The following is a 21,269-nucleotide window of genomic DNA, read 5'->3' as shown; positions in this document are numbered from 1 at the left end:
CAACACCCTTTTTTCACATCTCCCTTGACCCCAAAAAGTAACCGGCGGTAACTTCCTCGAAAGGCTACCGCCGCGTAACGAGAAAGCCCTCGCACCCGCCGGGAGTGCGAGGAGGCGTCCGCGGCGGCCGCTGTCCGCGCCAGGACATCGTGCCACTGAAGCCCAACCCGCATCGGATCCATGCCCATGGGAGCAGACATGGCCTCGTCCCCGGACATCTCGTCCACCGGCAACACCCCTGAGAACCCGGGAAGCGGTTCACCCTCCGAAGCACCGAGCGGCGCCGCCGCCCCCAGCGGGGTGAGACGGGGCCGCGTCCGGGCCCGCCGCGCCGCGGTGATGGCGGTGCCCGCCACGATCGTCGCCGCCGGCCTCGCGGTGCTCACCGCGCAGGGCGCGCTGGGCGTGCAGTTCGCCATCTCCGGCATGCCGTTCACGGTCACCGCGGAGCAGCTGAACGGAACCGGCTTCGAGCAGTTCGGCGGCCTGGACAACATGGCCGACGACAGCCCGAACGCGGGTGACACCGGCGGCCAGGTGCTGGTCGTCACCTCCGCCATCAAGAAGGCCACGCTGTCCAAGCTGTGTCAGAGCGTCGACCTCGGCGGCACCAACCTGCGGATCACCGCGGGCAACGGCGCCAACAAGGTCACCGCCTCCGATCTGACCACCGACTCCACCGAGATGTCGGGCGACGCGGCGTTCAACAACATCGAGATCGGCAACGACGCCAGCACGCTGACCGAGGCCAACGCGAAGGGCCCGAAGGGCGTCTTCAGCCAGCAGGCCGACAAGGTGCACATCGACAACCTGCGGCAGACCAACTACGCGACCACGGCTGGGGTGTTCAAGCTGCCCGGCCTCAAGCTCAGCTTCAGCGACAAGGCTTGCTGAGCGCCATGGCCGACCGTACGAGCCGGGGCCCGCGGGGCACCTTCCGGGCATGGCGGGCCCGGCGGCCGTTCTGGGGCGGGCTGCTGCTCGCCCTGGGCGGTGGCGAGATCCTGCTGACCGAGAAGGCGTCGCTGAAAGTCGTGATGCACATCGGCATGCAGGGGCTCGCCGGCTATCTGCTGCCGGGTCTGATGGTCCTGCTGGGCCTGCTGCTCCTCTTCAACCCGGCCCAGCGGCTCTTCTACTCCATCACCGCAGTGCTGCTCTCGCTGGGCACCTGGCTCACCTCCAACCTGGGCGGCTTCTTCATCGGACTGCTGCTCGGCGTCGTCGGCAGCTGCCTCGCCTTCGGCTGGCTCCCCGACCAGGAGCCGCGCACGAGCCGCCGCAAGCGCCGCCAGGCGCGGGCCCTCGCCGCACAGGAGGCCGAGGGAACCGCGGCATGACGTCCCGGAACTTTCCGGCCCCACCGTCAGTTTCTACGGTGTTGTAGAAGTTGCCGGTGGGGTGTCGTGGGGCGCCCCGCCGCGGATACGAGGAGCAAGCATGGCCCTGTGGGACCGCATCAAGGAGTCGGCGTCGCAGATGCAGACCCAGTTGGTGGCGAAGAAGAACGACCTGAAGAGCGGTGCGTTCCGGGACGCGAGCATGGCGATGTGCGCGCTGGTCGCCGCCGCCGACGGCACCGTCGACCCCTCGGAGCGCCAGCGCGTCGCCCAGCTGATCGCCACCAACGAGGTGCTGCAGAACTTCCCCGCGGACGATCTGCGGCGCCGCTTCGACGACAACCTGAACAAGCTGACGGCCGACTTCGCCTTCGGCAAGGTGAGCGTGCTCCAGGAGATCGCCAAGGCGAAGAAGAAGCCCGCCGAGGCGCGGGCCGTCATCCAGATCGGCATCGTCATCGGCGGCGCCGACGGCGACTTCGACAAGACCGAGCAGGCCGTGGTCCGCGAGGCCTGCTACACCCTGGACCTGCCGCCGCACGAGTTCGACCTCTGAGCGAGACGGAAACGGGGGGCGCGGCCGAGATCCTCGGCCGCGCCCCCCGTGCGTCGGACCGGCGTCAGCCGAGCCCGGCCGACTTCAGCCAGGTCTTCGCGACGTCCAGCGGGTCCTTGCGCTGGTTCTGCACCTGCGCGTCCAGGTCCAGCAGGGTCGCGGTGTCGAGCTTGGCAGAGACGGCGTTCAGCGCGTCCACGCCCTTCTGGGACACGGCGCTCTTGACGACGAGCGGCTGCACGTTCTGGAAGCCGAAGAGGTTCTCCGGGTCCTTGAGGGCGACGAACTTCTCCTTGGCGATGGTCGGGTCGGTGCTGAAGATGTCGGCGACCTGGACGTCGTCCTTCTTCAGGGCGGTCTGGGTGAGCGTGCCGCCCGCGTCCAGCGCCTTGAAGGACTTGAAGTCGAGGCCGTAGACGGACTTCAGGCCCACCAGGCCCTGCTGCCGGGTCTGGAACTCCGGCGAGCCGCCGATCACCAGGTCCTTCGCGACGCCCTTCAGGTCCGCGATGGTGGACTTCTCGGTGAGGTGGTACTTGCGCGCGGTGGCGGCGTTGACCGCCAGCGAGTCCTTGTCCTCGGCCGCCGAGGGCTCCAGCAGGGTCAGCTTGGCGTCCAGTTTCGTCTTGATGGCGGCCGTGGTCCCCTCGGCGCTCTTCGGCGTCGCCTTGGGGTCGAGGTAGGCCAGCAGCGCGCCGTTGTACTCGGGCAGCACCGAGAGGGAGCCGTTCTTCAGCAGGCCGTAGGTGGTCTCCCGGCTGCCGATGTTCGGCTTGTACGTGACCTTGATCCCCTTGGCCTTGAGGGCTTCGCCGTAGATGTCGGCGAGCAGGGTGCTCTCGGGGAAGTTGTTGGAGCCGACGACCACTTCGCCGCCGCTCGCCTTGCCGCCCGACAGGGGGTCGGACTTTCCGGAGTGGGAGGAGCAGCCTGCCAGCAGGGCCGTCGCCGCCGCGAGGGCGACCACCGCCGCGCCCCGGTTCCTCCGCATGGACCTGCTGATGTCGGTTGTGGAAGTCACCACCTGATCCAATCCAGCCGCTTGACGCCGAGTCAACCGCGCACCGCTGTCTCGTAATCCATTCTTGATGAAGACCGCGCCGCGATCGCACGCGCGGATCCCCCGACGGTGACCGCGGTCACCGTCGGTTCAGGCGCTTCCGCGCACCCCCCGGGACACCGTGAGCCGGGACACCGCCCAGAAGAGCGCGAGGGTGGCCAGGGCCAGCGCGGCGACGAGGGTGGCACCGCCCACGACCTTCTCGTAGTCGCGCTGGTACAGGCCGTCGATGATGTAGCGGCCGAGGCCGCCGAGGCTGACGTACGCGGCGATGGTGGCGGTGGAGATGATCTGGATGGCCGCCGTGCGCAGCCCGGAGAGGATCAGCGGCAGCGCGACGGGCACCTCCACCTGGAACAGCACCCGGGCCTCCGACATCCCCATCCCCCGGGCGGCGTCCACCGGGGACGGGTCGACGGAGCGCATCGCCTCGTAGGTGGTGACCAGGATCGGCGGCACGGCGAGCACCACCAGCGGGATCATCACCGGCACCAGCCCGAAGCCGAGCCAGATGAACATCAGCACCAGCAGCCCGAAGCTGGGCAGCGCGCGGCCCGCGGTGGCGATCAGCGCGAGCGCGTTGCCGCCCCGGCCGTAGTGGCCGGTGACCAGGCCCACCGGCAGCGCGACCGCGGCGGCGATGAGCAGGGCCTCCAGCGAGTAGGTGAGGTGCTCGACGAGCCGGGTCGGGATGCCGTCGTAGCCGTGCCAGTGGGCGGGGTCGCCGAAGAACGAGTGCGCGAAGTCGAGTACGTTCACCGGGTGGCGCCCTTCCTCGGCATCCAGGGGGTCAGCAGCCGGCGCAGGAGGACCAGCAGGGCGTCGGCGAGGATGCCCAGCACCGCCGTGGTCAGCACCGAGTTAACGGCCAGGGCGGGCCGGTGGTAGGTGTTGGCGTCGTAGAGCATGTTGCCGAGGGCGCCCTGGTTGCCGATCAGCATGCCGACGCTGACCAGGGACAGGCTGGAGACGACCGCCACCCGCAGCCCGGCGATGATCGCCGGTGCGGCGATGGGCAGTTGGACCTGGAGGTAGCGGCGCAGCGGGCCGAAGCCCATCGCCTCGGCGGCGGCCAGGGTCTCCCTCGGCACCGAGCGGACGCCGTCCACGATCCCGGGCACCAGCACCACCAGGCTGTAGACGGCGAGCGGGATCATCACCGTGGTCTCGCTCTGCCCGAAGTAGTCGATGAGAACGACGAAGAAGGCCAGCGAGGGGATCGAGTAGAGCACGGTGGTGAGGCCGAGCACGGGCGGGTAGATCCAGCGGAACCGCGCGCACAGCTGGGCGACGGGCAGCGCGATCAGCAGCCCGGCCAGCACCGGCAGCAGCGCCTCGCGCAGATGCAGGCCGACGAGCCCGAGGTAGCTGTGCTGGAGGTCGCTCGGCAGGTCGAAGAAGCCGTTCATCGCGCGGCCTTCACCCCGGCGCCCGCCCGGCCGTGCGCCGCGCGGATCGCCTCCCCGATGACCTGCTGCGAGACGACACCCACGGCGCGCCCGTCCCCGTCCACCGCGACGGCCCAGCCGGTCGGCGACAGCACCGCCCCGTCGAGCGCGGTGCGCAGCGAGTCGGCGCCGGGCCGGAACGGCCGCCCGTGGTCGAGCAGCCGCTCCGGGTCCAGGGGCCCGTCGGGCTCGGCCCAGCCGAGCGGTCTGCCGTCGGCGTCGGTGACCAGGAGGTAGGGAGCCCCGGAACGGGCGCCGCCGCGCTGCGCCGCGTCGGCGCCCAGCGGGACCAGCGGCCCGGTCTGCAACGGCAGTTCGTCGGACGGGAAGAAGGACAGCCGCCGGATGCCCCGGTCGGCGCCGAGGAAGTCCTCCACGAAGGGGTCGGCGGGCGCGCTGAGCAGCTCGGCGGGCGGCGCGAACTGGGCGAGCCGGCCCCCGGTGCGCAGTACGGCCACCATGGTGCCCAGCTTGATCGCCTCGTCGATGTCGTGCGTGACGAAGACGATCGTCTTGCCCAGCTCGTCCTGGATGCGCAGCAGTTCGTCCTGGAGCCCCTTGCGGACCACCGGGTCGACGGCGGAGAACGGCTCGTCCATCAGCAGCACCGGCGGATCGGCGGCGAGCGCCCGCGCCACACCGACGCGCTGCTGCTGGCCGCCGGAGAGCTGGTACGGGTAGCGCTTGGCGAGCGAGGTGTCCAGACCGACCCTCTCCATCAGCTCGGCGGCCCGGCCCCGCGCCTTCTGCTTGCTCCAGCCGAGCAGCCGGGGCACGGTGGCGATGTTGTCGAGGATGGTGCGGTGCTGGAAGAGACCGGCGTTCTGGATGACGTAACCCATGGAGCGGCGCAGGGAGTTGACCGGCTGCTGCCGGATGTCCGCACCGTCCAGCAGGATGCTGCCCTCGGTGGGGTCCACCATCCGGTTGATCATGCGCAGCGTCGTCGTCTTGCCGCAGCCGGAGGGCCCGACGAGGACGGTGATCGCGCGGTCCGGTGTGTCCAACGACAGCCGGTCGACCGCGACCGTGCCGTCCGGGTACCTCTTCGTGACTGCATCTATCCGTATCAAAACGCCGAACACCCTTCGGGTCTGGCAGCTTTCCGCCCGTTCGCGGCCACGGGCCGGGCAGGCGCGGGCCGTTGCCGGGAGAGTCTAGACGGCCGCCTTCCCCGCCCCGCGGCGATCACGCCGCCCGTTCACCTCCCGGTCACGAGCCGCGACGGCGGCCGTGCACCGGCCCGGCGCCGCTACCACCCGGGTCTGACAATCGCCGGGGAGCGTCGACGACTTTCGGTCGGCCCGGCCCGGCGCACCGGTGCCGGGCGCCCGGGACGCGCCCCGCGAGCACGCCCGCGCACGCCGGCGGCCTGCGGGTAACCCCCGTCACCGGCTTGACCGGATCTCACCGCCCCGCCGCGCCGCCCGCCCGATGCTCCGTGGACCGACCGGCCGGCGCACGGGCGCCGGCCGTCCGTGCCGATCGAGGCCGAAGGGGAAAGCCGTGTCCATCGACGACGACACCATCACCGCACTGTCCCGGCGCCGCATCGAGCTGGCCCGGCAGGCGGGCAGCGACTGGCGGTTCTCCGAGAGCCTCAAGGAACTGAGCGAGGAGATGGCCCAGGAGTACGCGGGGCGCACCCTGGTGGAGCTGGTCCAGAACGGCCACGACGCGCTCGGCCCGGGCGGCCGGGGCCGTATCGCCGTCCTGCTCGACCTGGAGTCGCCCGGCCCCGAGGGGGACCTCGACCACCGGGGAACGCTCTACGTGGCGAACGACGGCGACGGGTTCACCGAGGCCGACTTCCGGCGGATCATCGAGTTCGGGCTGTCCGGCAAGGGGCCCGGCGAGGGCATCGGCAACAAGGGGCTGGGGTTCCGCAGCGTGCTCCAGCTGACCGACTGGCCGGAGATCCATTCCAGATCCGGGGCGGACTCGGCCGGCTTCGACGGGTTCTGCTTCCGCTTCGCGACGCCGGACGACGTGCGCGCCCTCGTCGCGGACCCCGAGGCCGCCTCCTGGGTGATCGACAAGGTGTCGCCGCTGGCGCTGCCGGTGCCCGCCGCCACCGCGGACCCCGTCGTCGAGGACTTCGCCGCACGCGGGTTCTCGACGGTGGTCCGGCTTCCGCTGCGCACGCGGAACGCCGTCGGCGCCGCGTTCGCCCAGGTCGCGGAGCTGGTGCGGGCCGAGGCCCCGCTGCTGCTCTTCCTCGACCGGATCACCGCCCTGACCGTGGAGACCCGGGGCAGCGCCGGACGGACCGGACGGCATGTGCTGACCCGCTCGGAGCGACCGCCCGCCTGGGCCACCGCGGAGGTGGGCGGACGGCTCACCGAGGTGGACCTGGGCGAGGCGGGCCGGTATCTGCTGGCGCGCGGGAGCGTCGCCGCCGACGCGCTGCGCGACGCCATCGAGCGGAGCGTCTCGGGCAACGAGATCCACAAGAAGTGGCGCGACTGGCGGGGCGACGCCTGGGTGGGCATCGCCCTGCCGCTCGACCGCGATCTCGACACGGGCGTGCTGTACACGTTCCTGCCGATGGGAGCCGAGGCCCCGGCGCCCTTCCCCGGGCACGCGCACGCCCCCTTCTTCACGAGGATGGCCCGGCTGCACCTCAACGACTCGGTGGCGCTCAACGACTTCCTCCTCGACGAGCTGGCCGCCCTCTGCCTGGACACCGCGCGGCGCCTGCGCGCCCACGCGCCCCGGGCCCTCGCCGTCCGCCTGGTGCCCGACGCGGTGTGCTGGACCCGCCTCGACCGGATCGACGCCGCCGCGCACGGCGCGCTGGCCGACGAAGCGGTGGTGCCGCTCGCCGGACCCGGTGAGGACGGATGGGGCTGTCTGCGGGAGTCCTTCGCCTGGCCCGACGACGGGGCCCCGTGGAAGGTCATGACCGCGACGGCGCTGGCCGCCTGCGGCGCCCCGGTCGTGGACCCCGCGGTGGGTGCCGCGCGCCAGGACAGGATCGACGTCCTGCACAGGGAGCTGCTCGGCGGACGGCGCATGCGGGCGGGGGCGCGGGTCAAGGCCGACTGGGCGGAGCGCCTGGCCGCGAGGCTGCGTCCCGGCACCTCCTCGCCGGTGGGCACGGAGTGGGCCGACTTCTACGACGACCTGGCGCAGGCCTTCCGGTGGGAAGGGGCCGCCGAGCTGCGGGGCCGCGCCGTCGTCCTGGACCACAACGGGGAACTGCACGCGACCCTGGGGGGCGAGTCCGGTGCGGGCCGCAGGCAGGAGAGCGTCTTCTTCGCGCCGGAGGGGCCCGGCACCGACCCGGCCGCCCGCGTCCCGAGCGACCTGCGGGCCCTGCGCAGACGTCTCGTCTTCACCCACCCCGCCATCGCCTGGCGGCCGCCGGGCCGCGGCTTCTTCGAGGGCAACCGGCTGATCCGCCGGTACCAGCCCGACCGGGTCCTGGACGCGCTGCGCGAACTGCTCGCCCAGCGGCCCTCGTCCGCGCTCTGCCGGGACGCGCTCGTCTTCGTCCACCGCCTGTACCCGCACCTCGGCCAGCCCCAGCGCGGACGGCTCGCCGGCATCGGCTTCCAGGTGCCCCTGCCGGGCGGCGGCTGGGCGAAGGCGGCCGACTGCCTGATGTCGCCGCGGTGGGGCACCGAGGGCGCCAGGCTCCTCGCGGACTTCCTGGACTCGGGCGGCGACACCGTCCCCGAACTGGCCGCGCTGCGGCGGCGCTGGATCTCCCCGCCCGAGGACTGGCCCGTGCGCGTGCCCGATCCCGCGCCGTGGCGCGAGTTCCTGCTGAGCGTCGGCGTCCGCGACGGACTGCCCCTCGACGAGGTCACGCTCCCCGCGGCCGAGGGCCGCAACCTCGCCCCCGGGCGCCTCGCCCACCGTTTCCCGCTCACCCCCGCGGTGGCCCGGGGCTGGGCGTGCGACGTGCGACGGAGATGGTCGTCGGGCGAGCACCCCCAGACGCCCTACGCGTTCGACCGGGCGGTGCCGCACCTGCCGGGCATCGAGGCGGTGGCGGGGCTCGACGCCGCGAGCCGGCGCCGCTTCGCCGACCTGATCCTGCACGGGCTGCGGACCTGGCCGCAGCACGCGCTCACGGTCGGCGTCCGCCGCCCGAGCCCCCGGCACCAGCGGAATCCGGACCCGCACACCTGGCCCACTCCGGTGAGTTCCGCCCTGCGCCATCTGCCGTGGCTGCCGGTCGAGGACGGCGCGGAGGGCGGCCTCTCCTTCGTCGCCCCCGGCCGGGCGTGGTACGGCGACGACAGCGAGCTGCCGCCCTTCGTCCCCCAACTCCCGCTGCCGGTGCGGCGGATGCTCGGCGAGAAGCGCACGCTGGAGCGGCTGCGCCGGCTCGGGCTGCGCGCGTGGGACGACCCCGGCGACGCGGCCGCGGCGGTACGGGACCTCGGGGTGCTGCTGGCCGACGGCCAGGTGCCGGCCCGCTTCGCCGTCCGCTTCAAGCGGCACTACCGGCAGGCGTGGCAGCACACGGCCGCCTCCGGGGCCTGGCCGTGGGCCGACGACGAGCCGGTCCGGCTGGCCGTGACGCAGTCGAACGCCCTGGTCGCGCACGCACTGGCGGACGAGGAGGCCGGTGCGCGGGGCGAGGGGCCCGGGGAACCGGACGCGGATACCGTCTACGTCGTCGACGAGGCCGCCCCGTTGAAGGAGTCCCTGATCGAACTCGCCGGGCACCCCGTTCTCGTCACCGCCCCCGAGCACGGCAAGGAGGTCGCGCGGCTGCTGACGCTCCATGGCGTTCCGCTGCGCAGGCTCTCCGGGACCGAGTTCCAGGTCCGCGCCCGCGACGGCCGGCCGATCACCCCGGCGGCCGACCGGCCCCTGCTGACGGACGGCAGGGAGTGGCTGGTCGTCCTGGTCGCCCTGGTCCTGGAACTGAAGTCCGGCGCCTTCACCCGCCGTGGCGAGCAGCGGGTCAGGGGGCTCCTGGACCTGCTGCACCTCGTCCGCGTCGCCCGGACCGAGGAGGTCGACATCCTGGTCGCCGGTTCCCCGGTGACGCCCCCGCCGACCGCGCGTGCCCTGGCCCTGCCGCACCCGGAGCACCCCACGGTCGTGGTGTGGGCGGGCGACGACGGCCGCTGCGAACTCCAGGCGTGCGCGCCCGCCCTCGCCCAGCTCCTGGGCGGCCCCGCGCTGCACGACGCGCTCGAACTGGCGCTGATGAAGGTGCGGCAGCGGCTGGGCACGCCACCGGCCGAACTCGTCGACGTGGACGACCGCACGCTCGCGTTCGCCCTCGACACGACCGAGCAGAAGGTCGCGGAGGTGCGCCGCGGCCTCACCGGCGAACTGGCCACCCTGGTACGCCGGTTGCGGCCCGTGCTGGTCTGCGCGGCGGGCCCCGCCCGGGCCGCCGAGGTGGACGGGGCGCTGCGCGGCGCCCGCTGCGAAGAAGCGCTGCTCGACGTCGTCGACCGCTACCGGACGGCGGTGCCGGCAACCGCGGCCGACCTGCTGGCCCGCGCCCGTGAACACCGCTCCCTGGCCGATCTGCGCGACGCCCTCGGCCTGGACTTCACCGCCTTCAACGCGGCACTCGAAGCGATCGGCCCGCCCTACCGCCCGCTGGCCCATCCCGAGCTGCACGAGCGGGCCCTCGACGAGTTCGTGCGCGCCCACGCCGACGCGATCCTGGACCGGCTGCGCGAGCACTACGCTCCCCTGGCGGCCGGCGGCGCGGACGTCTCGGGGTACGCCGTGGCCCGGCACTTCGAGAGACTGACCCCCGACCCGGCGTGGCTGCCGCTGTTCCGGGTGCCGCCGCCGGAGGTCATGCGCGGGCACGTCGGCGCGTGGCTGCGCGCCCAGGGAGCCGAGGAGGACGGCTGGGACGGCCCGCCGGACCCCGCCCTCACGCCGGTGGCGGAACTCCGCGCGGCCAACGCCGCCGGGCTCGACGCCCTCGTCCCCCGGCTCGTTCCGCTGGTGCGGGCGTGGTGCCGGGTCCACGGGGCCCCGGTTCCCGCGGCCTGGCAGCAGGCGCCCCTGATGCGCGCCAAGGACGGCCTCGACCGCTCCGGCCTGGCCGACCTGTCGCTCCTCACCGACGAGCAGTTGCTGCGCGCCGTCTTCCGCGAGCTGGGCCGGCCCCCGGGGATGCCGCTCGCCGCCGACGCGGCGAAGCTCGGTCTGTCCCCGGCGGATCTGGCCGCGGGCGCGTCCCGCCGTCCGGGCGGATCCGCCGCGCCCACGCCCACGATCACCATCGGCGGCACGGAGCTCCCTGTGGGCCGCGAGCAGTTGGCCCGGATCGCCGAGGTGGCGCACAGAAGCGTCGACGAGGCCCTGCTGGCGCAGCCCGGGACCGCCCGGCTCACGCCCATGGCGCCGGCCCCGCCCGCCCGCGGTGCCCGCCCCGCCGGGTCCGGCACCGGCGGCGCCGGGGTCCCCCGCCCCACTGACGCGCAGCGGGAGGCGATCGGTCTGGTGGGCGAGGTGGTGGCGGGCGCCTGGCTGCGCCGCAGGCACCGGGTCGTCCACTGGCGTTCGCGCCATGCCGCGCTGCTGGGAAGCCCCGCGGAAGCGGCGGCCGCATCGGATTCCCACGGCTGCGACTTCGAGGTCCCCTGGCGCAACACCTCACTGTTCTACGAGGTGAAGGCCCTGTCCGGCGCCTGGACGGGGTCCCCGGGGGAGCTGGAGTACGAGTTCGAGCTGGGCGCCTCCGAGCACCGCGCGGCGACGGCGCACGCCGCCACCACGCGCTACCGCGTCCTGCTCGTGACGTCCGCTCTGGACCCCGCGTCCCGCCGGCTGTTCGAGCTGCCCAATCCGCTCTCGCCCCGGGGCAGGGACTACTTCCGCATCGTCGGCCACGGACTGCGCCTGCGCTGCGCTCCCGGCCGGTGATCCGGCCCCGGCCTCACTCGCCGGCGGGTTCGAGCCGCAGGGAGATCGAGTTGATGCAGTACCGCTGGTCGGTCGGGGTCGGGTAGCCCTCCCCCTCGAAGACGTGCCCGAGATGCGAGCCGCAGCGGGCGCAGCGGACCTCGGTGCGCACCATGCCGAGGGAGCGGTCCTCGACCAGCTCCACGGCGTCGGTGTCCTTCGGGTCGTAGAAGGACGGCCAGCCGCAGTGGGAGGCGAACTTGGTCTCCGAGGTGAACAGTTCGGCGCCGCAGGCGCGGCAGGAGTAGACGCCCTTGGTGGTGGTGTCCGTGTACTCGCCGGTGAACGCGGGTTCGGTGGCGGCCCGGCGCAGTACCGCGTACTCGTTCGGGCTCAGCTCCGCGCGCCACTGCTCGTCCGGCTTCTCGACGTCGTACGACATGAGCCTCAGCCCCTTAACTCTGCGACAGGCGGTCCAGGATCAGCGGGCCCAGGTCGGTCACGTCGCCCGCGCCCATGGTGAGAACGAGATCACCGGGCTTCGCCATTCCCGCGATCACGGCCGGGATCTCCGCCTTGTCGTGCACCGCGGTGACGTCGGCGCCCGCGGCCCGCGCGGCCTCGATGATCAGCTCGCTGGTGACACCCGGGATCGGGTCCTCGCGGGCCGGGTAGATGTCCAGGACCACCGAGGCGTCGGCGAGCGCCAGGGTCTGTCCCATCTCCTTGCCCAGCTCCTGGGTGCGGGAGAACAGGTGCGGCTGGAAGACGACGAGGATGCGGGCGTCGCCGGCGGCGGCCCGCATGGCCTCCAGGTCCGCGGTCATCTCGGTGGGGTGGTGGGCGTAGGAGTCGATCACCTGGACCCCGGCGGCCTCGCCCTTCAGCTGAAGGCGCCGCTTGACGCCGGTGTAGGCGGCGAGCGCGGGCGCCAGCTCGGCGGCCGGGATGCCGAGCGCGGCACCGGCGGCGAGCGCGGCGACGGCGTTGAGGGCGTAGTGCCGACCGGGCACGGAGACCGCGAAGGTCAGCTCCTCGCCGTCCAGCACCACGGTGACCTGGCTCTTCAGCCCCTGCGGCACGATGGCGGTGACCCGGACACCGGCGTCCTCGGCCTCGCCGTACGTCACCGTCCTGACGGTTCCGGCGAGCCGGCGGGTCAGCTCGCGGGCGCCCTCGTGGTCGGCGGAGATCACCAGGGTGCCGCCGGGCACGATCTTCCCGGCGAAGGTCTCGAAGGACTCGTAGATCTCGTCCATCGAGGCGTAGTTGGCGTGGTGGTCCAGCTCGACGTTGAGGACGATGGCGACCTCGGGCGCGTACGTGTGGAAGCTGCGGTCCGATTCATCCGCCTCGGCGACGAAGATGTCGCCGTCGCCGTGCAGCGCGTTGGAGCCGGGCGCGTCCAGGTCGCCGCCGATGGCGTACGACGGCTTCAGGCCCAGCTCGCCGAGGGAGACCGCCAGCATCGAGGTGGTGGTGGTCTTGCCGTGGGTGCCGGCGACGGCGATCGGGCGCAGCCCGGTCATCAGCGCGGCCAGCGCGTCCGACCGGTGCACGACCGGGATGCCCAGCTCTGCGGCGCGGGCCAGCTCCGGGTTGTCCTGGCGGATGGCCGACGAGACGACGACACAGCTGGCGTCGTCGGCGAGGTGCTCGGCGGCGTGCCCGATGTGCACGGTGGCCCCGAGCGCCCGCAGCGCCTCGGCGGTCGCCGAGTCCTTGGCGTCGCTGCCGGCCACCTTCGCCCCGCGCTGCGCGAGGATCTTGGCGATCCCCGACATCCCGGCGCCGCCGATGCCGATGAAGTGCGGTCGGTCCATGGCGGTAGGAAGGCCGGGTGCCATGCGTTTCTCCCCAGAGACGGTGCGAGCTTGAGCGGCCCTAGCCTATGCGCTGGAGCACCGGGCTCCGCGCAAGGAGGGCCGGCCGGTACGGCCCGGGGCGATCACGCCTTGCTGTGCGAGAACAGCTTGAGCACGGGCACGCCGACCCGGTGCCGGGCCCGCGAGGCCCAGTCCCGGTGGAAGAACTCCTCCACATAGTGCGGATCGGTGAGCACGATCACCTCGTCCGCCCCCACCTCGGCGACCATCGACTTCAGCGCGTCCAGCGGGTGGTCCTCGATCAGCCGGCCGTCCGCCGTGCTGCCCGACGCCCGCAGGGCGGTCACGGACACGTCGAGGGCACGCTGCCCGACGCTCCGCGCGTCCTCGCCCTCCGGCGTCTCGTGTTCGCGCACCGCCTCGTCCAGCTCTCCGAGCGCGATGTCGTCGATGGCGCGCAGCAGACGGTCCGCCTGGTCGCCGCGCGGCTGGAGGAGGACATGGAAGGTGACGGGCTCGTCGCCGTGCAATGTGGTGACGAACTCGACGTCGGCCGACGTCATGGCCTTCTCGATCATCAGAATGCTTGTGAACACCAGACGCCTCTTCTCCTCCGTGGGCCCGGGCGAGCCCCCTGCAAAAACCATCCTTCCCCGTGCTCGCACGGGTACTGCCGGTCTAAGTGTGCCCGCCGGAGACCAAACGGAACGGCATGTTCCGCCGATGTCAGGGCCGGCGGTAACGACCGAACAGGAATCCGTCCTCCTCCAGGAGCGACACGAGGTCGAACCGGCGCGGCACGGCGACCGAGGGTCCCCCGGCGATCCGCTGGGCGTCCCCGGCGGTGAGCGTCGGCGAGAGGGTCAGGCACAGCTCGTCCAGCACCTCGGCGGCGATCAGCTGGCCGAGCAGCCGGGGGCCGCCCTCGGTGAGGAGCCGCGTGTGGCCGAGGGCCGCGAGGGCGCTCACCGCGCGGGCCGGGTCGACACCCATGCCCTCGCCCGCGACGACCACCCGGGCGCCGGCCCGCTCCGCGGCGGCGACGCGCTCGGGCGCGGCCGCGGCCCCGGTCAGGACCAGGGTGGGCACGAGCGGCGAGGTGAACAGCGGCAGCGAGTAGTCCAGCTCCAGGCTCGCGGAGACGACCGCGATCGCCGGGGCGGGGGCCTGTCCGGCCGCCTCGCGGGCCGCGGCGAAGTCCGCCCGGGCGCGGGCCGGCCGGTACCCCTCCTGCCGTACCGTTTCCGCACCGACGACGATCACGTCCGCGAGCGCCCGCAGCGTGCCGAAGATCCGCATGTCGGCGGCGCTGGAGATGGGCTGGGAGTGCCCGTCGTGCTGGGCGGCGCCGTCGAGCGAGGAGACCATGTTGCCGCGCAGCCAGGGCCGGGGCGCGTCCGGGGCGTGGTCCCGGGGCTCCGGGTAGGCGTAGGCGGCGGCCAGCTCCGCGAAGCTCCACTCTCGGTCGGCGGCCGGCGCGCCGGGGGCCTGGGCTGGTGTTTCGTCGGTCACAGGGAACAGGCGTCGCATGTCGTGCAGTGTGACACGGCGCTTAGCATGGGTAACCGTGTCGTCCTCCACCAGCGCCCCCGGATCCAGCGCCCTGACCGAAGCGGGCCCCCTCTCCCTGTGCGAGCGCGAGCCGCACGTCCCCGCGGACCGGCTGGTCGCCGAGATGGTGCCGCCGCCGCGCTTCGACTCGGTCCGCTTCTCGACCTACATCCCGGACCCCAACCAGCCCAGCCAGAGCGAGGCGGTCACGGTCCTGGAGGGCTTCGCGGCCGGGCTCGGCGGGGCGCACGCCTCCGGCTCGGGCCGGCGCGGCTTCCTCGGCTTCGGCCGGGCCAAGGCGCCCAAGACCCCGGCGGGTCCTCGCGGGGTGTACCTCGACGGCGGCTACGGCGTCGGCAAGACCCACCTGCTCGCCTCCCTGTGGCACGCCACCCCCGCCGAGCCCTCCCGCAAGGCGTTCGGCACCTTCGTGGAGCTGACCAACCTGGTGGGCGCCCTCGGCTTCCAGCAGACCGTGCGCACGCTCAGCGACCACCGGCTGCTGTGCATCGACGAGTTCGAGCTGGACGACCCGGGCGACACGGTGCTCGTCTCCACGCTGCTCGGCAAGCTGGTCGAGGCGGGCGTGGCGCTGGCCGCCACCTCCAACACGCTGCCCGGCAAGCTGGGCGAGGGCCGGTTCGCGGCCGCCGACTTCCTGCGCGAGATCCAGGGACTGTCCGCCCACTTCCGCACCCTGCGCATCGACGGCGAGGACTACCGCCACCGCGGCCTGCCCGAGGCGCCGGCGCCGTTCACCAACGAGCAGGTGACCCGGGCGGCGCACGCCACCGAGGGTGCCTCCCTGGACGACTTCCCGCGGCTGCTGGAGCACCTGGCGAAGGTGCACCCGAGCCGGTACGGCGCGCTGACCGACGGGCTGAAGGCGGTCTGCCTCACCGATGTGCGGCCGGTGCCGGACCAGTCGACGGCGCTGCGCCTGGTGGTGCTCGCGGACCGGCTCTACGACCGCGAGGTCCCGGTGCTGGCGTCCGGGCTGCCGTTCGACCGGCTGTTCAGCGAGGAGATGCTGAACGGCGGCTACCGCAAGAAGTACTTCCGCGCGATATCCCGGCTCACCGCCCTCGCCCGGGACGCGAAGGGGCTCGTCGGCTCCTGAGCGGAGAAACACAGGTCAGCATCGCCTCCGTCCCTCCATGGGGTGAATTGCCACCCATGGGGGGCTTTGCCGCGCTAAGGTCGTTCTTGACCTTTCATTGACCAGTGCTTGGCCTGCACGAGAGGCGTGGTCCGCTGATGCAGCCCCTCATCGACAACGCCCGGGACTTCGGACGGCGCCCCGAGGAGTTCGCCCGGCTGGCCGCGGGCCAGTCCCCCGAGGTCCTGTTCATCACCTGCTCCGACTCCCGGGTCGTCCCGGCCCTGATCACCGGCGCCCGCCCCGGCCAGCTGTTCGAGCTGCGCACCGCGGGCAACATCGTCCCGCCGCACACCTCGACCCACCCCACCAGCGAGGCGGCCACCATCGAGTACGCCGTGCAGGTGCTCGGCGTCCGCGACATCGTGGTCTGCGGCCACTCGCACTGCGGCGCCGTCGGCGCGCTGGTGCGCGGTGACGACCTGACCGCCGTCCCCGCCGTGCGCGACTGGCTGGCGCACGCGGCGCACCGCCCGTCCGGCGCGGCCGAGGACCCGGAGGTCGCCGAGGCCGTGCAGTGCCACGTGCTGACCCAGCTGCTGCGGCTGCGCTCCTACCCGTGCGTGGAGCGCGCCCTGGCGCGGGACCGGCTCACGCTGCACGGCTGGTACTACGAGGTGCACACCGGCGCGGTGCGGGCTTACCGGGCGGAAACCGACTCCTTCGACTCCCTCTGAGGAGTTACAAAAGTGGCATATCGTTGCATGGACAGATGAAACGGACCTCTGTGCGAGGGGGTCATCATGGCCCAGGAGCTGGTGGGGGCGATCGTCGCGCTGGTCTGCGTCGCCCTCGTGTACATGGGGATGGCGGCCCGGGTCGTCAAACAGTACGAGCGAGGGGTGCTCTTCCGGCTCGGCCGGGTCGCCGGTGACGTACGGCCGCCGGGCCTGACGCTGATCCTGCCCTTCGTGGACCGGCTGCAGAAGGTCAACATGCAGATCGTCACGCTGCCGATCCCCGCCCAGGAGGGCATCACCCGCGACAACGTCACCGTCCGCGTGGACGCGGTCGTCTACTTCCGGGTGGTCGACGCGACGAGCGCGCTGGTGAAGGTCGAGGACTACAAGTTCGCCGTCTCCCAGATGGCCCAGACCTCGCTGCGGTCGATCATCGGCAAGAGCGATCTGGACGACCTGCTGTCCAACCGCGAGCAACTCAACCAGGGCCTGGAGCTGATGATCGACAGCCCGGCCGTGGGCTGGGGCGTCCAGGTGGACCGGGTCGAGATCAAGGACGTCTCGCTGCCCGACACCATGAAGCGTTCCATGGCCCGCCAGGCCGAGGCGGACCGGGAGCGCCGGGCCCGCATCATCAACGCCGACGCCGAACTCCAGGCGTCCAAGAAGCTCGCCGAGGCAGCCGAACAGATGTCGGGCACCCCGGCCGCGCTCCAACTGCGGCTGCTCCAGACGGTGATGGCGGTGTCGGCCGAGAAGAACTCCACCCTCGTCCTGCCGATCCCGGTGGAACTGCTGCACTTCCTGGAGCGGGGCAACCGGGAGCCCGCCCCGAGCGGGGAGCCCGGATCCCGGCCGGCCCCGGGCCTGCTCCCGCAGCCCGACGCCGAGCGGGACCCGCGGGGCGAGGCGCCCGACGGCGAGGCGGTGCCGGGTCCCGGCCTGCGACTGGACCCGCCGACCGGCGGCCCGGACCTGGAGCCGGGCTCCCCGGTCACCGCGCCCGACGGCGAACCGGCGGCACACCCCGGCGTGCGACTCGACCCGCTGACCGGCGCCCCCGACCTGGAGCCGGGCCTGCGGGACGGCACGCCGGACGCCGAACCGGGCAGGCACACCGACCGGTAACCTGCCTGGATGTCACGATCCATACCTTCGGACGCGCCGGTGCGCGGGGCGCAGGTGCGCGAGGCCGTCGCCCACTGCGTCGAGACGCTTTCCGGGGTGCCGTCCGACCAGTGGGGGGTTGCGGCCGGCGACCTGGAGTGGACCTGCTGGGAGACCCTGGAACACCTCGCGGACGACCTGCTCACCTACGCGTTGCGCTTCGGGCTCGCGCGCCCGATGGGCGTCCCGCGGGTGCCGCTGCGCCTGTCCCGTGACCGCGCCGGCGGTCCGGCGAACGTCGTCTTCGGCGACTCGGCGGCGGGGCCCGAAGGACTCCTGACGGTGGTCGAGGCGTGCGGCGGCCTGCTCGCGGCGGCCGTGGACAGCGCCGACCCCGCCGTGCTGGCCCCGCATGTCTTCGGCGCTTCCGACCCGGAGGGGTTCGCCGCCATGGGCGTCGTCGAGACCCTCGTCCACACGTACGACATCGCCCGGGGAGTCCGGCGCGACGGGACCCCGCCGGAGGACCTGAGCCGCCGGGCCCTCGACCGGCTCTTCCCGGACGTGACTGTCACCGACAGCGCCTCGGCCACCCTGCTGTGGGCCACCGGCCGCACCGGCACCCCCGAACGGCCCCGCCGAACGGACTGGCGCTGGTACGGCGCTCCCCGAGGGGCCCGGTGACCGCCTGAAGGACCGCGGGGCCCCCGGCCCCCCGTCACCAGGGGCCATATCTCTCGTCAGCCCGGCAGGGCGTTCTCCAGGAGCACTTCCGCCGCTGCCCGCGCGTGGCGGCCGTAGTCCGGGTCGCCCAGCACCATGGCCCGACTGGCCGCGCCGTCCGCGAGCGTGACGAGCTGCTCGGCGAGTGCGGCGGGCTCGCGGCAGCCCAGCTCCGCCACCAGCGCGGTCACCAGCCGCACCATCAGCAGTTTCTGTTCGCGGGCGTAGGAGTGGACCGCGCTGTCCGGGTCGGGGAACTCCGCGGCGGCGTCGATGAACGGGCATCCGCGCACCGGAGCCGCGTCGGCCGCGGGCAGGGCGAAGAGCGCGAGGATCCGCTCCCTCGCCGGGACGTCCTCGCGCAGCAGCACGCTCTCCAGGGTCCGGCCCGTCGTGGCGAGGTCCTGGAGATGGGCGACGACCAGGTCGCTCTTGGTCCGGAAGTGCGCGTAGAGCGTGCGCTTGGACACCGGCGCCTGTTCCGCGACCTGTTCCATGCCGGTCGCGTTGATCCCCTGGCTCGCGAACAGCCGGGCGGCCGCGGCCAGGATGCGCTCGCGCCCGCCACGCCCCTGCCGCCGGGGCGCCGTCGTCACCGTACTCATGAATGAAGTATACGTTCCCGTTTACTCCAGAGGGCATGTGTGGGCTACAGTGGCGCCGCAAGTAAACGAGAGCGTTTACCTAAGCGTCCCTGAGGAGTCTCATGAGCGGGCCGAATCCCACCGAGCTGAGCCACTACGCGGAGAAGCTGATACGCGGCCGGCACGCGACACGCGCGTTCCGCCCCGAAGCGGTGCCCGCGGACACGATGCGCGCCGTCTTCTCGCTGGCCGGCGCCGCGCCGTCCAACTCCAACGCGCAGCCGTGGCGGGTCGAGGTGGTCAGCGGCGCACGACGCGAGCGCCTGGCGGACGCCTTGCTGGCAGCCCACGCCGAACAGCGCGCCTCGGCCGACTTCCCGTACTCCGAGGGCATGTACGCCCCCGTCCACCAGGAGCGGCGGGCGGCGTTCGGCGCCGGTCTGTACGGAGCGCTGGGCATCGGCCCCGAGGACCACGCGGCACGCGCGGCCTACGACGCGGAGAGCCTGCGCTTCTACGGGGCGCCCCACGCCGCTTTCCTCTTCGTCACCGGCGACGGCGGCGCACGGCTGGCCGCCGACGTCGGCGCCTACATGCAGACGCTGCTGCTGGCCATGGCCGCCTACGGGGTGGACAGCTGCCCGCAGGGCCTGCTCAGCTTCTACGCCGACACCATCCGGCGCGAACTGGGCGTCACCGAGGGGAAGTTGCTCGTGGGCGTCTCGTTCGGCTACGCCGACGAGAGCGCGCCGGTGAACCGGGTGACGACCGAGCGCGCCGCTCTCGAGGCGACCACCGCGTTCCACGGCTGACGAGCCTGCCGCGGCTCGCCGGTCCCGCCGCCCGCACACCCGGCCGGTGGTGCACTAGCGTGCCGGGCATGCGCAAGGAAGTGGCGATCGTGGCGGCCGTACTGGCGGTTGCCGTCGCGGGCTGCGGAGGCGGTACCGGCGAGGGCACCGGCGCGGGCTCCCCCACCACCGCGGCCCCCGCCTCCGCCCGCCGGATGTCGGTGACGAGCCCGGCCTACCCCGACGGCGGCACCATCCCGCGCCCCCACACCTGCGACGGCGAGGACGTCTCGCCCCCGCTCGTCCTGACCGGCGTGCCCGGCGGCACGGACTCGCTGGCCATGGTGATGCGGGACCTCGACACCCCGCACGGCGCCTTCGCCCACTGGCTGGTGTGGGACATCGGCGCGGGCACCCGCCGACTGGCCGCCGGACAGCGCCCGCCGGGGGCCGAGGAGGGCCGCAACGGCTTCGGCACGGACGGGTACCGAGGCCCCTGCCCGCCCCGCGGTGACCACCCGCACCGCTATCTCCTCACGGTCTACGCCACCGACCGCCGCCCGCCCGTCTCCCCCGGCGCCTCCCTGGACGCCCTCCGGCGCGCCCTGTCCGGCCACACCCTCGCCACCGCCACCCTGACCGGCCGCTACGGTCACTGAGCGGGGACCGGCCGGCGGATCGCGCGCCGCCCGACGCACCATCGAAGGACGCATACGCGGAAGGAGCGCCCGTGGCCGGGAGGAGCGAACTGCGCGAGCTGCTCCGTCTTCCGCCGGGCGAGCCCGTCGAGCTGGCCGCGCACGACGCTGCGGCCACCCCGGGCGCCCCCGGCGGCAAACGGGCCTCGCTCGCCGACGCCGCCCGCACCGGCAAGAAGCTGGCCCGCCTCCAGGAGCGGCTGTGGGCGGCGGGCACCGCGGGCGACCGGCGCCGGGTGCTGCTGGTGCTCCAGGGGATGGACACCAGCGGCAAGGGCGGCACGGTCAAGCATGTGATCGGCCACCTCGACCCGTCGGGCTGCCGTGTCCGCGCCTTCAAGGCGCCCACCGAGGAGGAACTGCGGCACGACTTCCTGTGGCGGGTGCGGCGGGAGCTGCCCGAGCCCGGGGAGATCGGCGTCTTCGACCGCTCGCACTACGAGGACGTCCTGGTCGCCCGTGTCCGCCACCTGGTCCCGCCCGCCGTGATCGGCAGCCGCTACGGCCTGATCGGCGACTTCGAACGCGCCCTCGCCGAGGACGGCGTGACGGTGATCAAGTGCTTCCTCCACCTGTCCGCCGAGGAGCAGCGGCGCCGGTTGCTGCGCCGCCTGGACCGCCCGGACAAACGCTGGAAGTTCGCCCCTTCCGACATCGACGAACGCGCCCTGTGGCCCGCCTACCAGGAGGCGTACGCGCTGGCCCTGGAGCACTGTTCGGCCCCGTACGCGCCCTGGTACCTGGTTCCCGCCGACCACAAGTGGTACCGCAACTGGGCGGTCGGCCGGCTGCTCCTGGAACACCTCCGTGAGCTGGACCCCCGGTATCCGGGGGCCGGCGTCGACGTGGCGCGGTGCCGGGAGCGGCTGCTGGAGGAGACGTGAGCCGGGCCGGGGCGGGGGTACC

Annotated in this window: 20 protein-coding genes; 11 read left to right on the top strand and 9 right to left on the bottom strand. The window is 73.2% G+C overall.

The window, feature by feature from the left end; genetic code table 11:
* Positions 1-198 precede the first annotated feature (198 nt).
* From BLW85_RS29835 to BLW85_RS29825, 3 genes are all read left to right on the top strand, one after another.
* Complete coding sequence (locus tag BLW85_RS29835; RefSeq protein WP_070025527.1) at positions 199-894, top strand: DUF6230 family protein; 696 nt, start codon at positions 199-201, stop codon at positions 892-894.
* A 5-nt stretch (positions 895-899) separates the two neighbouring features.
* Positions 900-1,340 (top strand): DUF6114 domain-containing protein, encoded by a 441-nt coding sequence (locus BLW85_RS29830; RefSeq protein ID WP_107409205.1) that lies wholly within the window; start codon positions 900-902, stop codon positions 1,338-1,340.
* Positions 1,341-1,440: 100 nt separating this feature from the next.
* Complete coding sequence (locus BLW85_RS29825; RefSeq protein WP_070025525.1) at positions 1,441-1,896, top strand: tellurite resistance TerB family protein; 456 nt, start codon at positions 1,441-1,443, stop codon at positions 1,894-1,896.
* Positions 1,897-1,960: 64 nt separating this feature from the next.
* Here BLW85_RS29825 and BLW85_RS29820 read toward each other — a convergent pair whose 3' ends face one another.
* The 4 genes from BLW85_RS29820 to BLW85_RS29805 form a co-directional block, all read right to left on the bottom strand.
* Entirely contained in the window at positions 1,961-2,887 is a 927-nt protein-coding gene (locus BLW85_RS29820) for an ABC transporter substrate-binding protein (protein ID WP_208624982.1), read from the bottom strand.
* A 159-nt stretch (positions 2,888-3,046) separates the two neighbouring features.
* Positions 3,047-3,715: an ABC transporter permease gene (locus BLW85_RS29815; RefSeq protein WP_070025524.1), complete on the bottom strand. Its 669-nt coding sequence runs from the start codon at positions 3,713-3,715 to the stop codon at positions 3,047-3,049.
* On the bottom strand, positions 3,712-4,365 hold the full coding sequence (locus tag BLW85_RS29810) for an ABC transporter permease (RefSeq protein ID WP_070025523.1): 654 nt from the start codon (positions 4,363-4,365) through the stop codon (positions 3,712-3,714). The genes BLW85_RS29815 and BLW85_RS29810 overlap by 4 nt, the downstream gene beginning before the upstream one ends.
* Positions 4,362-5,477 (bottom strand): ABC transporter ATP-binding protein, encoded by a 1,116-nt coding sequence (locus BLW85_RS29805; protein ID WP_074993950.1) that lies wholly within the window; start codon positions 5,475-5,477, stop codon positions 4,362-4,364. The genes BLW85_RS29810 and BLW85_RS29805 overlap by 4 nt, the downstream gene beginning before the upstream one ends.
* Positions 5,478-5,910: 433 nt before the next feature.
* On the opposite strand from BLW85_RS29805, the gene BLW85_RS29800 reads away from it, so the two are divergent.
* Entirely contained in the window at positions 5,911-11,265 is a 5,355-nt protein-coding gene (locus tag BLW85_RS29800; RefSeq protein ID WP_074993948.1) for a sacsin N-terminal ATP-binding-like domain-containing protein, read from the top strand.
* A gap of 13 nt (positions 11,266-11,278) precedes the next feature.
* Here the strand turns inward: BLW85_RS29800 and msrB are convergent, their stop codons facing one another.
* The 4 genes from msrB to BLW85_RS29780 form a co-directional block, all read right to left on the bottom strand.
* On the bottom strand, positions 11,279-11,686 hold the full coding sequence (gene msrB / locus BLW85_RS29795) for a peptide-methionine (R)-S-oxide reductase MsrB (protein WP_070025520.1): 408 nt from the start codon (positions 11,684-11,686) through the stop codon (positions 11,279-11,281).
* Positions 11,687-11,699: 13 nt separating this feature from the next.
* The gene (gene murC / locus BLW85_RS29790; protein ID WP_074993947.1) at positions 11,700-13,091 is read right to left on the bottom strand and encodes a UDP-N-acetylmuramate--L-alanine ligase; all 1,392 of its coding nucleotides are present in this window, start codon (positions 13,089-13,091) and stop codon (positions 11,700-11,702) included.
* A 101-nt stretch (positions 13,092-13,192) separates the two neighbouring features.
* The gene (locus BLW85_RS29785) at positions 13,193-13,666 is read right to left on the bottom strand and encodes an indole-3-glycerol phosphate synthase (protein ID WP_177329961.1); all 474 of its coding nucleotides are present in this window, start codon (positions 13,664-13,666) and stop codon (positions 13,193-13,195) included.
* Between the two features lie 130 nt (positions 13,667-13,796).
* Positions 13,797-14,600, bottom strand: coding sequence for a pyrimidine reductase family protein (locus BLW85_RS29780; RefSeq protein ID WP_074993945.1), 804 nt, complete (start codon positions 14,598-14,600; stop codon positions 13,797-13,799).
* Positions 14,601-14,637: 37 nt separating this feature from the next.
* Here BLW85_RS29780 and zapE point away from each other — a divergent pair, with 37 nt between their 5' ends.
* The 4 genes from zapE to BLW85_RS29760 all read left to right on the top strand — a co-directional run bounded on the left by zapE (position 14,638) and on the right by BLW85_RS29760 (position 18,251).
* A complete protein-coding gene (zapE, locus tag BLW85_RS29775; protein WP_074993943.1) occupies positions 14,638-15,741 on the top strand; it encodes a cell division protein ZapE in 1,104 nt (367 codons plus the stop codon).
* 137 nt (positions 15,742-15,878) lie between these two features.
* Complete coding sequence (locus tag BLW85_RS29770) at positions 15,879-16,457, top strand: carbonic anhydrase (protein WP_074993941.1); 579 nt, start codon at positions 15,879-15,881, stop codon at positions 16,455-16,457.
* Between the two features lie 66 nt (positions 16,458-16,523).
* Entirely contained in the window at positions 16,524-17,588 is a 1,065-nt protein-coding gene (locus BLW85_RS29765) for a slipin family protein (protein WP_074993939.1), read from the top strand.
* Positions 17,589-17,597: 9 nt separating this feature from the next.
* The gene (locus BLW85_RS29760) at positions 17,598-18,251 is read left to right on the top strand and encodes a maleylpyruvate isomerase N-terminal domain-containing protein (protein ID WP_074993937.1); all 654 of its coding nucleotides are present in this window, start codon (positions 17,598-17,600) and stop codon (positions 18,249-18,251) included.
* A gap of 56 nt (positions 18,252-18,307) precedes the next feature.
* Here the strand turns inward: BLW85_RS29760 and BLW85_RS29755 are convergent, their stop codons facing one another.
* Entirely contained in the window at positions 18,308-18,895 is a 588-nt protein-coding gene (locus BLW85_RS29755; RefSeq protein ID WP_074993935.1) for a TetR/AcrR family transcriptional regulator, read from the bottom strand.
* 101 nt (positions 18,896-18,996) lie between these two features.
* On the opposite strand from BLW85_RS29755, the gene BLW85_RS29750 reads away from it, so the two are divergent.
* From BLW85_RS29750 to BLW85_RS29740, 3 genes are all read left to right on the top strand, one after another.
* Positions 18,997-19,686: a nitroreductase gene (locus BLW85_RS29750; RefSeq protein WP_070025512.1), complete on the top strand. Its 690-nt coding sequence runs from the start codon at positions 18,997-18,999 to the stop codon at positions 19,684-19,686.
* A gap of 68 nt (positions 19,687-19,754) precedes the next feature.
* Positions 19,755-20,324 (top strand): YbhB/YbcL family Raf kinase inhibitor-like protein, encoded by a 570-nt coding sequence (locus BLW85_RS29745; protein ID WP_208624915.1) that lies wholly within the window; start codon positions 19,755-19,757, stop codon positions 20,322-20,324.
* 71 nt (positions 20,325-20,395) lie between these two features.
* Entirely contained in the window at positions 20,396-21,247 is an 852-nt protein-coding gene (locus tag BLW85_RS29740; protein WP_074993932.1) for a PPK2 family polyphosphate kinase, read from the top strand.
* The last annotated feature ends 22 nt before the right edge of the window (positions 21,248-21,269 follow it).

Source organism: Streptomyces misionensis (assembly GCF_900104815.1).
GTDB classification, from domain to species: Bacteria; Actinomycetota; Actinomycetes; order Streptomycetales; family Streptomycetaceae; genus Streptomyces; species Streptomyces misionensis.
Note: the sequence above shows the minus strand (reverse complement) of the source record. Positions and strands in the feature narration are given on the sequence as shown.

Bases quoted from the DNA above. Each gene is read 5' to 3' on its own strand.
- BLW85_RS29835 (WP_070025527.1), top strand. From the start codon at position 199: ATGGCCTCGTCCCCGGACATCTCGTCCACCGGCAACACCCCTGAGAAC.
- BLW85_RS29830 (WP_107409205.1), top strand. From the start codon at position 900: ATGGCCGACCGTACGAGCCGGGGCCCGCGGGGCACCTTCCGGGCATGG.
- BLW85_RS29825 (WP_070025525.1), top strand. From the start codon at position 1,441: ATGGCCCTGTGGGACCGCATCAAGGAGTCGGCGTCGCAGATGCAGACC.
- BLW85_RS29820 (WP_208624982.1), bottom strand. From the start codon at position 2,887: ATGCGGAGGAACCGGGGCGCGGCGGTGGTCGCCCTCGCGGCGGCGACG.
- BLW85_RS29810 (WP_070025523.1), bottom strand. From the start codon at position 4,365: ATGAACGGCTTCTTCGACCTGCCGAGCGACCTCCAGCACAGCTACCTC.
- msrB (WP_070025520.1), bottom strand. From the start codon at position 11,686: ATGTCGTACGACGTCGAGAAGCCGGACGAGCAGTGGCGCGCGGAGCTG.
- murC (WP_074993947.1), bottom strand. From the start codon at position 13,091: ATGGCACCCGGCCTTCCTACCGCCATGGACCGACCGCACTTCATCGGC.
- BLW85_RS29780 (WP_074993945.1), bottom strand. From the start codon at position 14,600: ATGCGACGCCTGTTCCCTGTGACCGACGAAACACCAGCCCAGGCCCCC.
- BLW85_RS29770 (WP_074993941.1), top strand. From the start codon at position 15,879: ATGCAGCCCCTCATCGACAACGCCCGGGACTTCGGACGGCGCCCCGAG.
- BLW85_RS29765 (WP_074993939.1), top strand. From the start codon at position 16,524: ATGGCCCAGGAGCTGGTGGGGGCGATCGTCGCGCTGGTCTGCGTCGCC.
- BLW85_RS29760 (WP_074993937.1), top strand. From the start codon at position 17,598: ATGTCACGATCCATACCTTCGGACGCGCCGGTGCGCGGGGCGCAGGTG.
- BLW85_RS29755 (WP_074993935.1), bottom strand. From the start codon at position 18,895: ATGAGTACGGTGACGACGGCGCCCCGGCGGCAGGGGCGTGGCGGGCGC.
- BLW85_RS29750 (WP_070025512.1), top strand. From the start codon at position 18,997: ATGAGCGGGCCGAATCCCACCGAGCTGAGCCACTACGCGGAGAAGCTG.
- BLW85_RS29745 (WP_208624915.1), top strand. From the start codon at position 19,755: ATGCGCAAGGAAGTGGCGATCGTGGCGGCCGTACTGGCGGTTGCCGTC.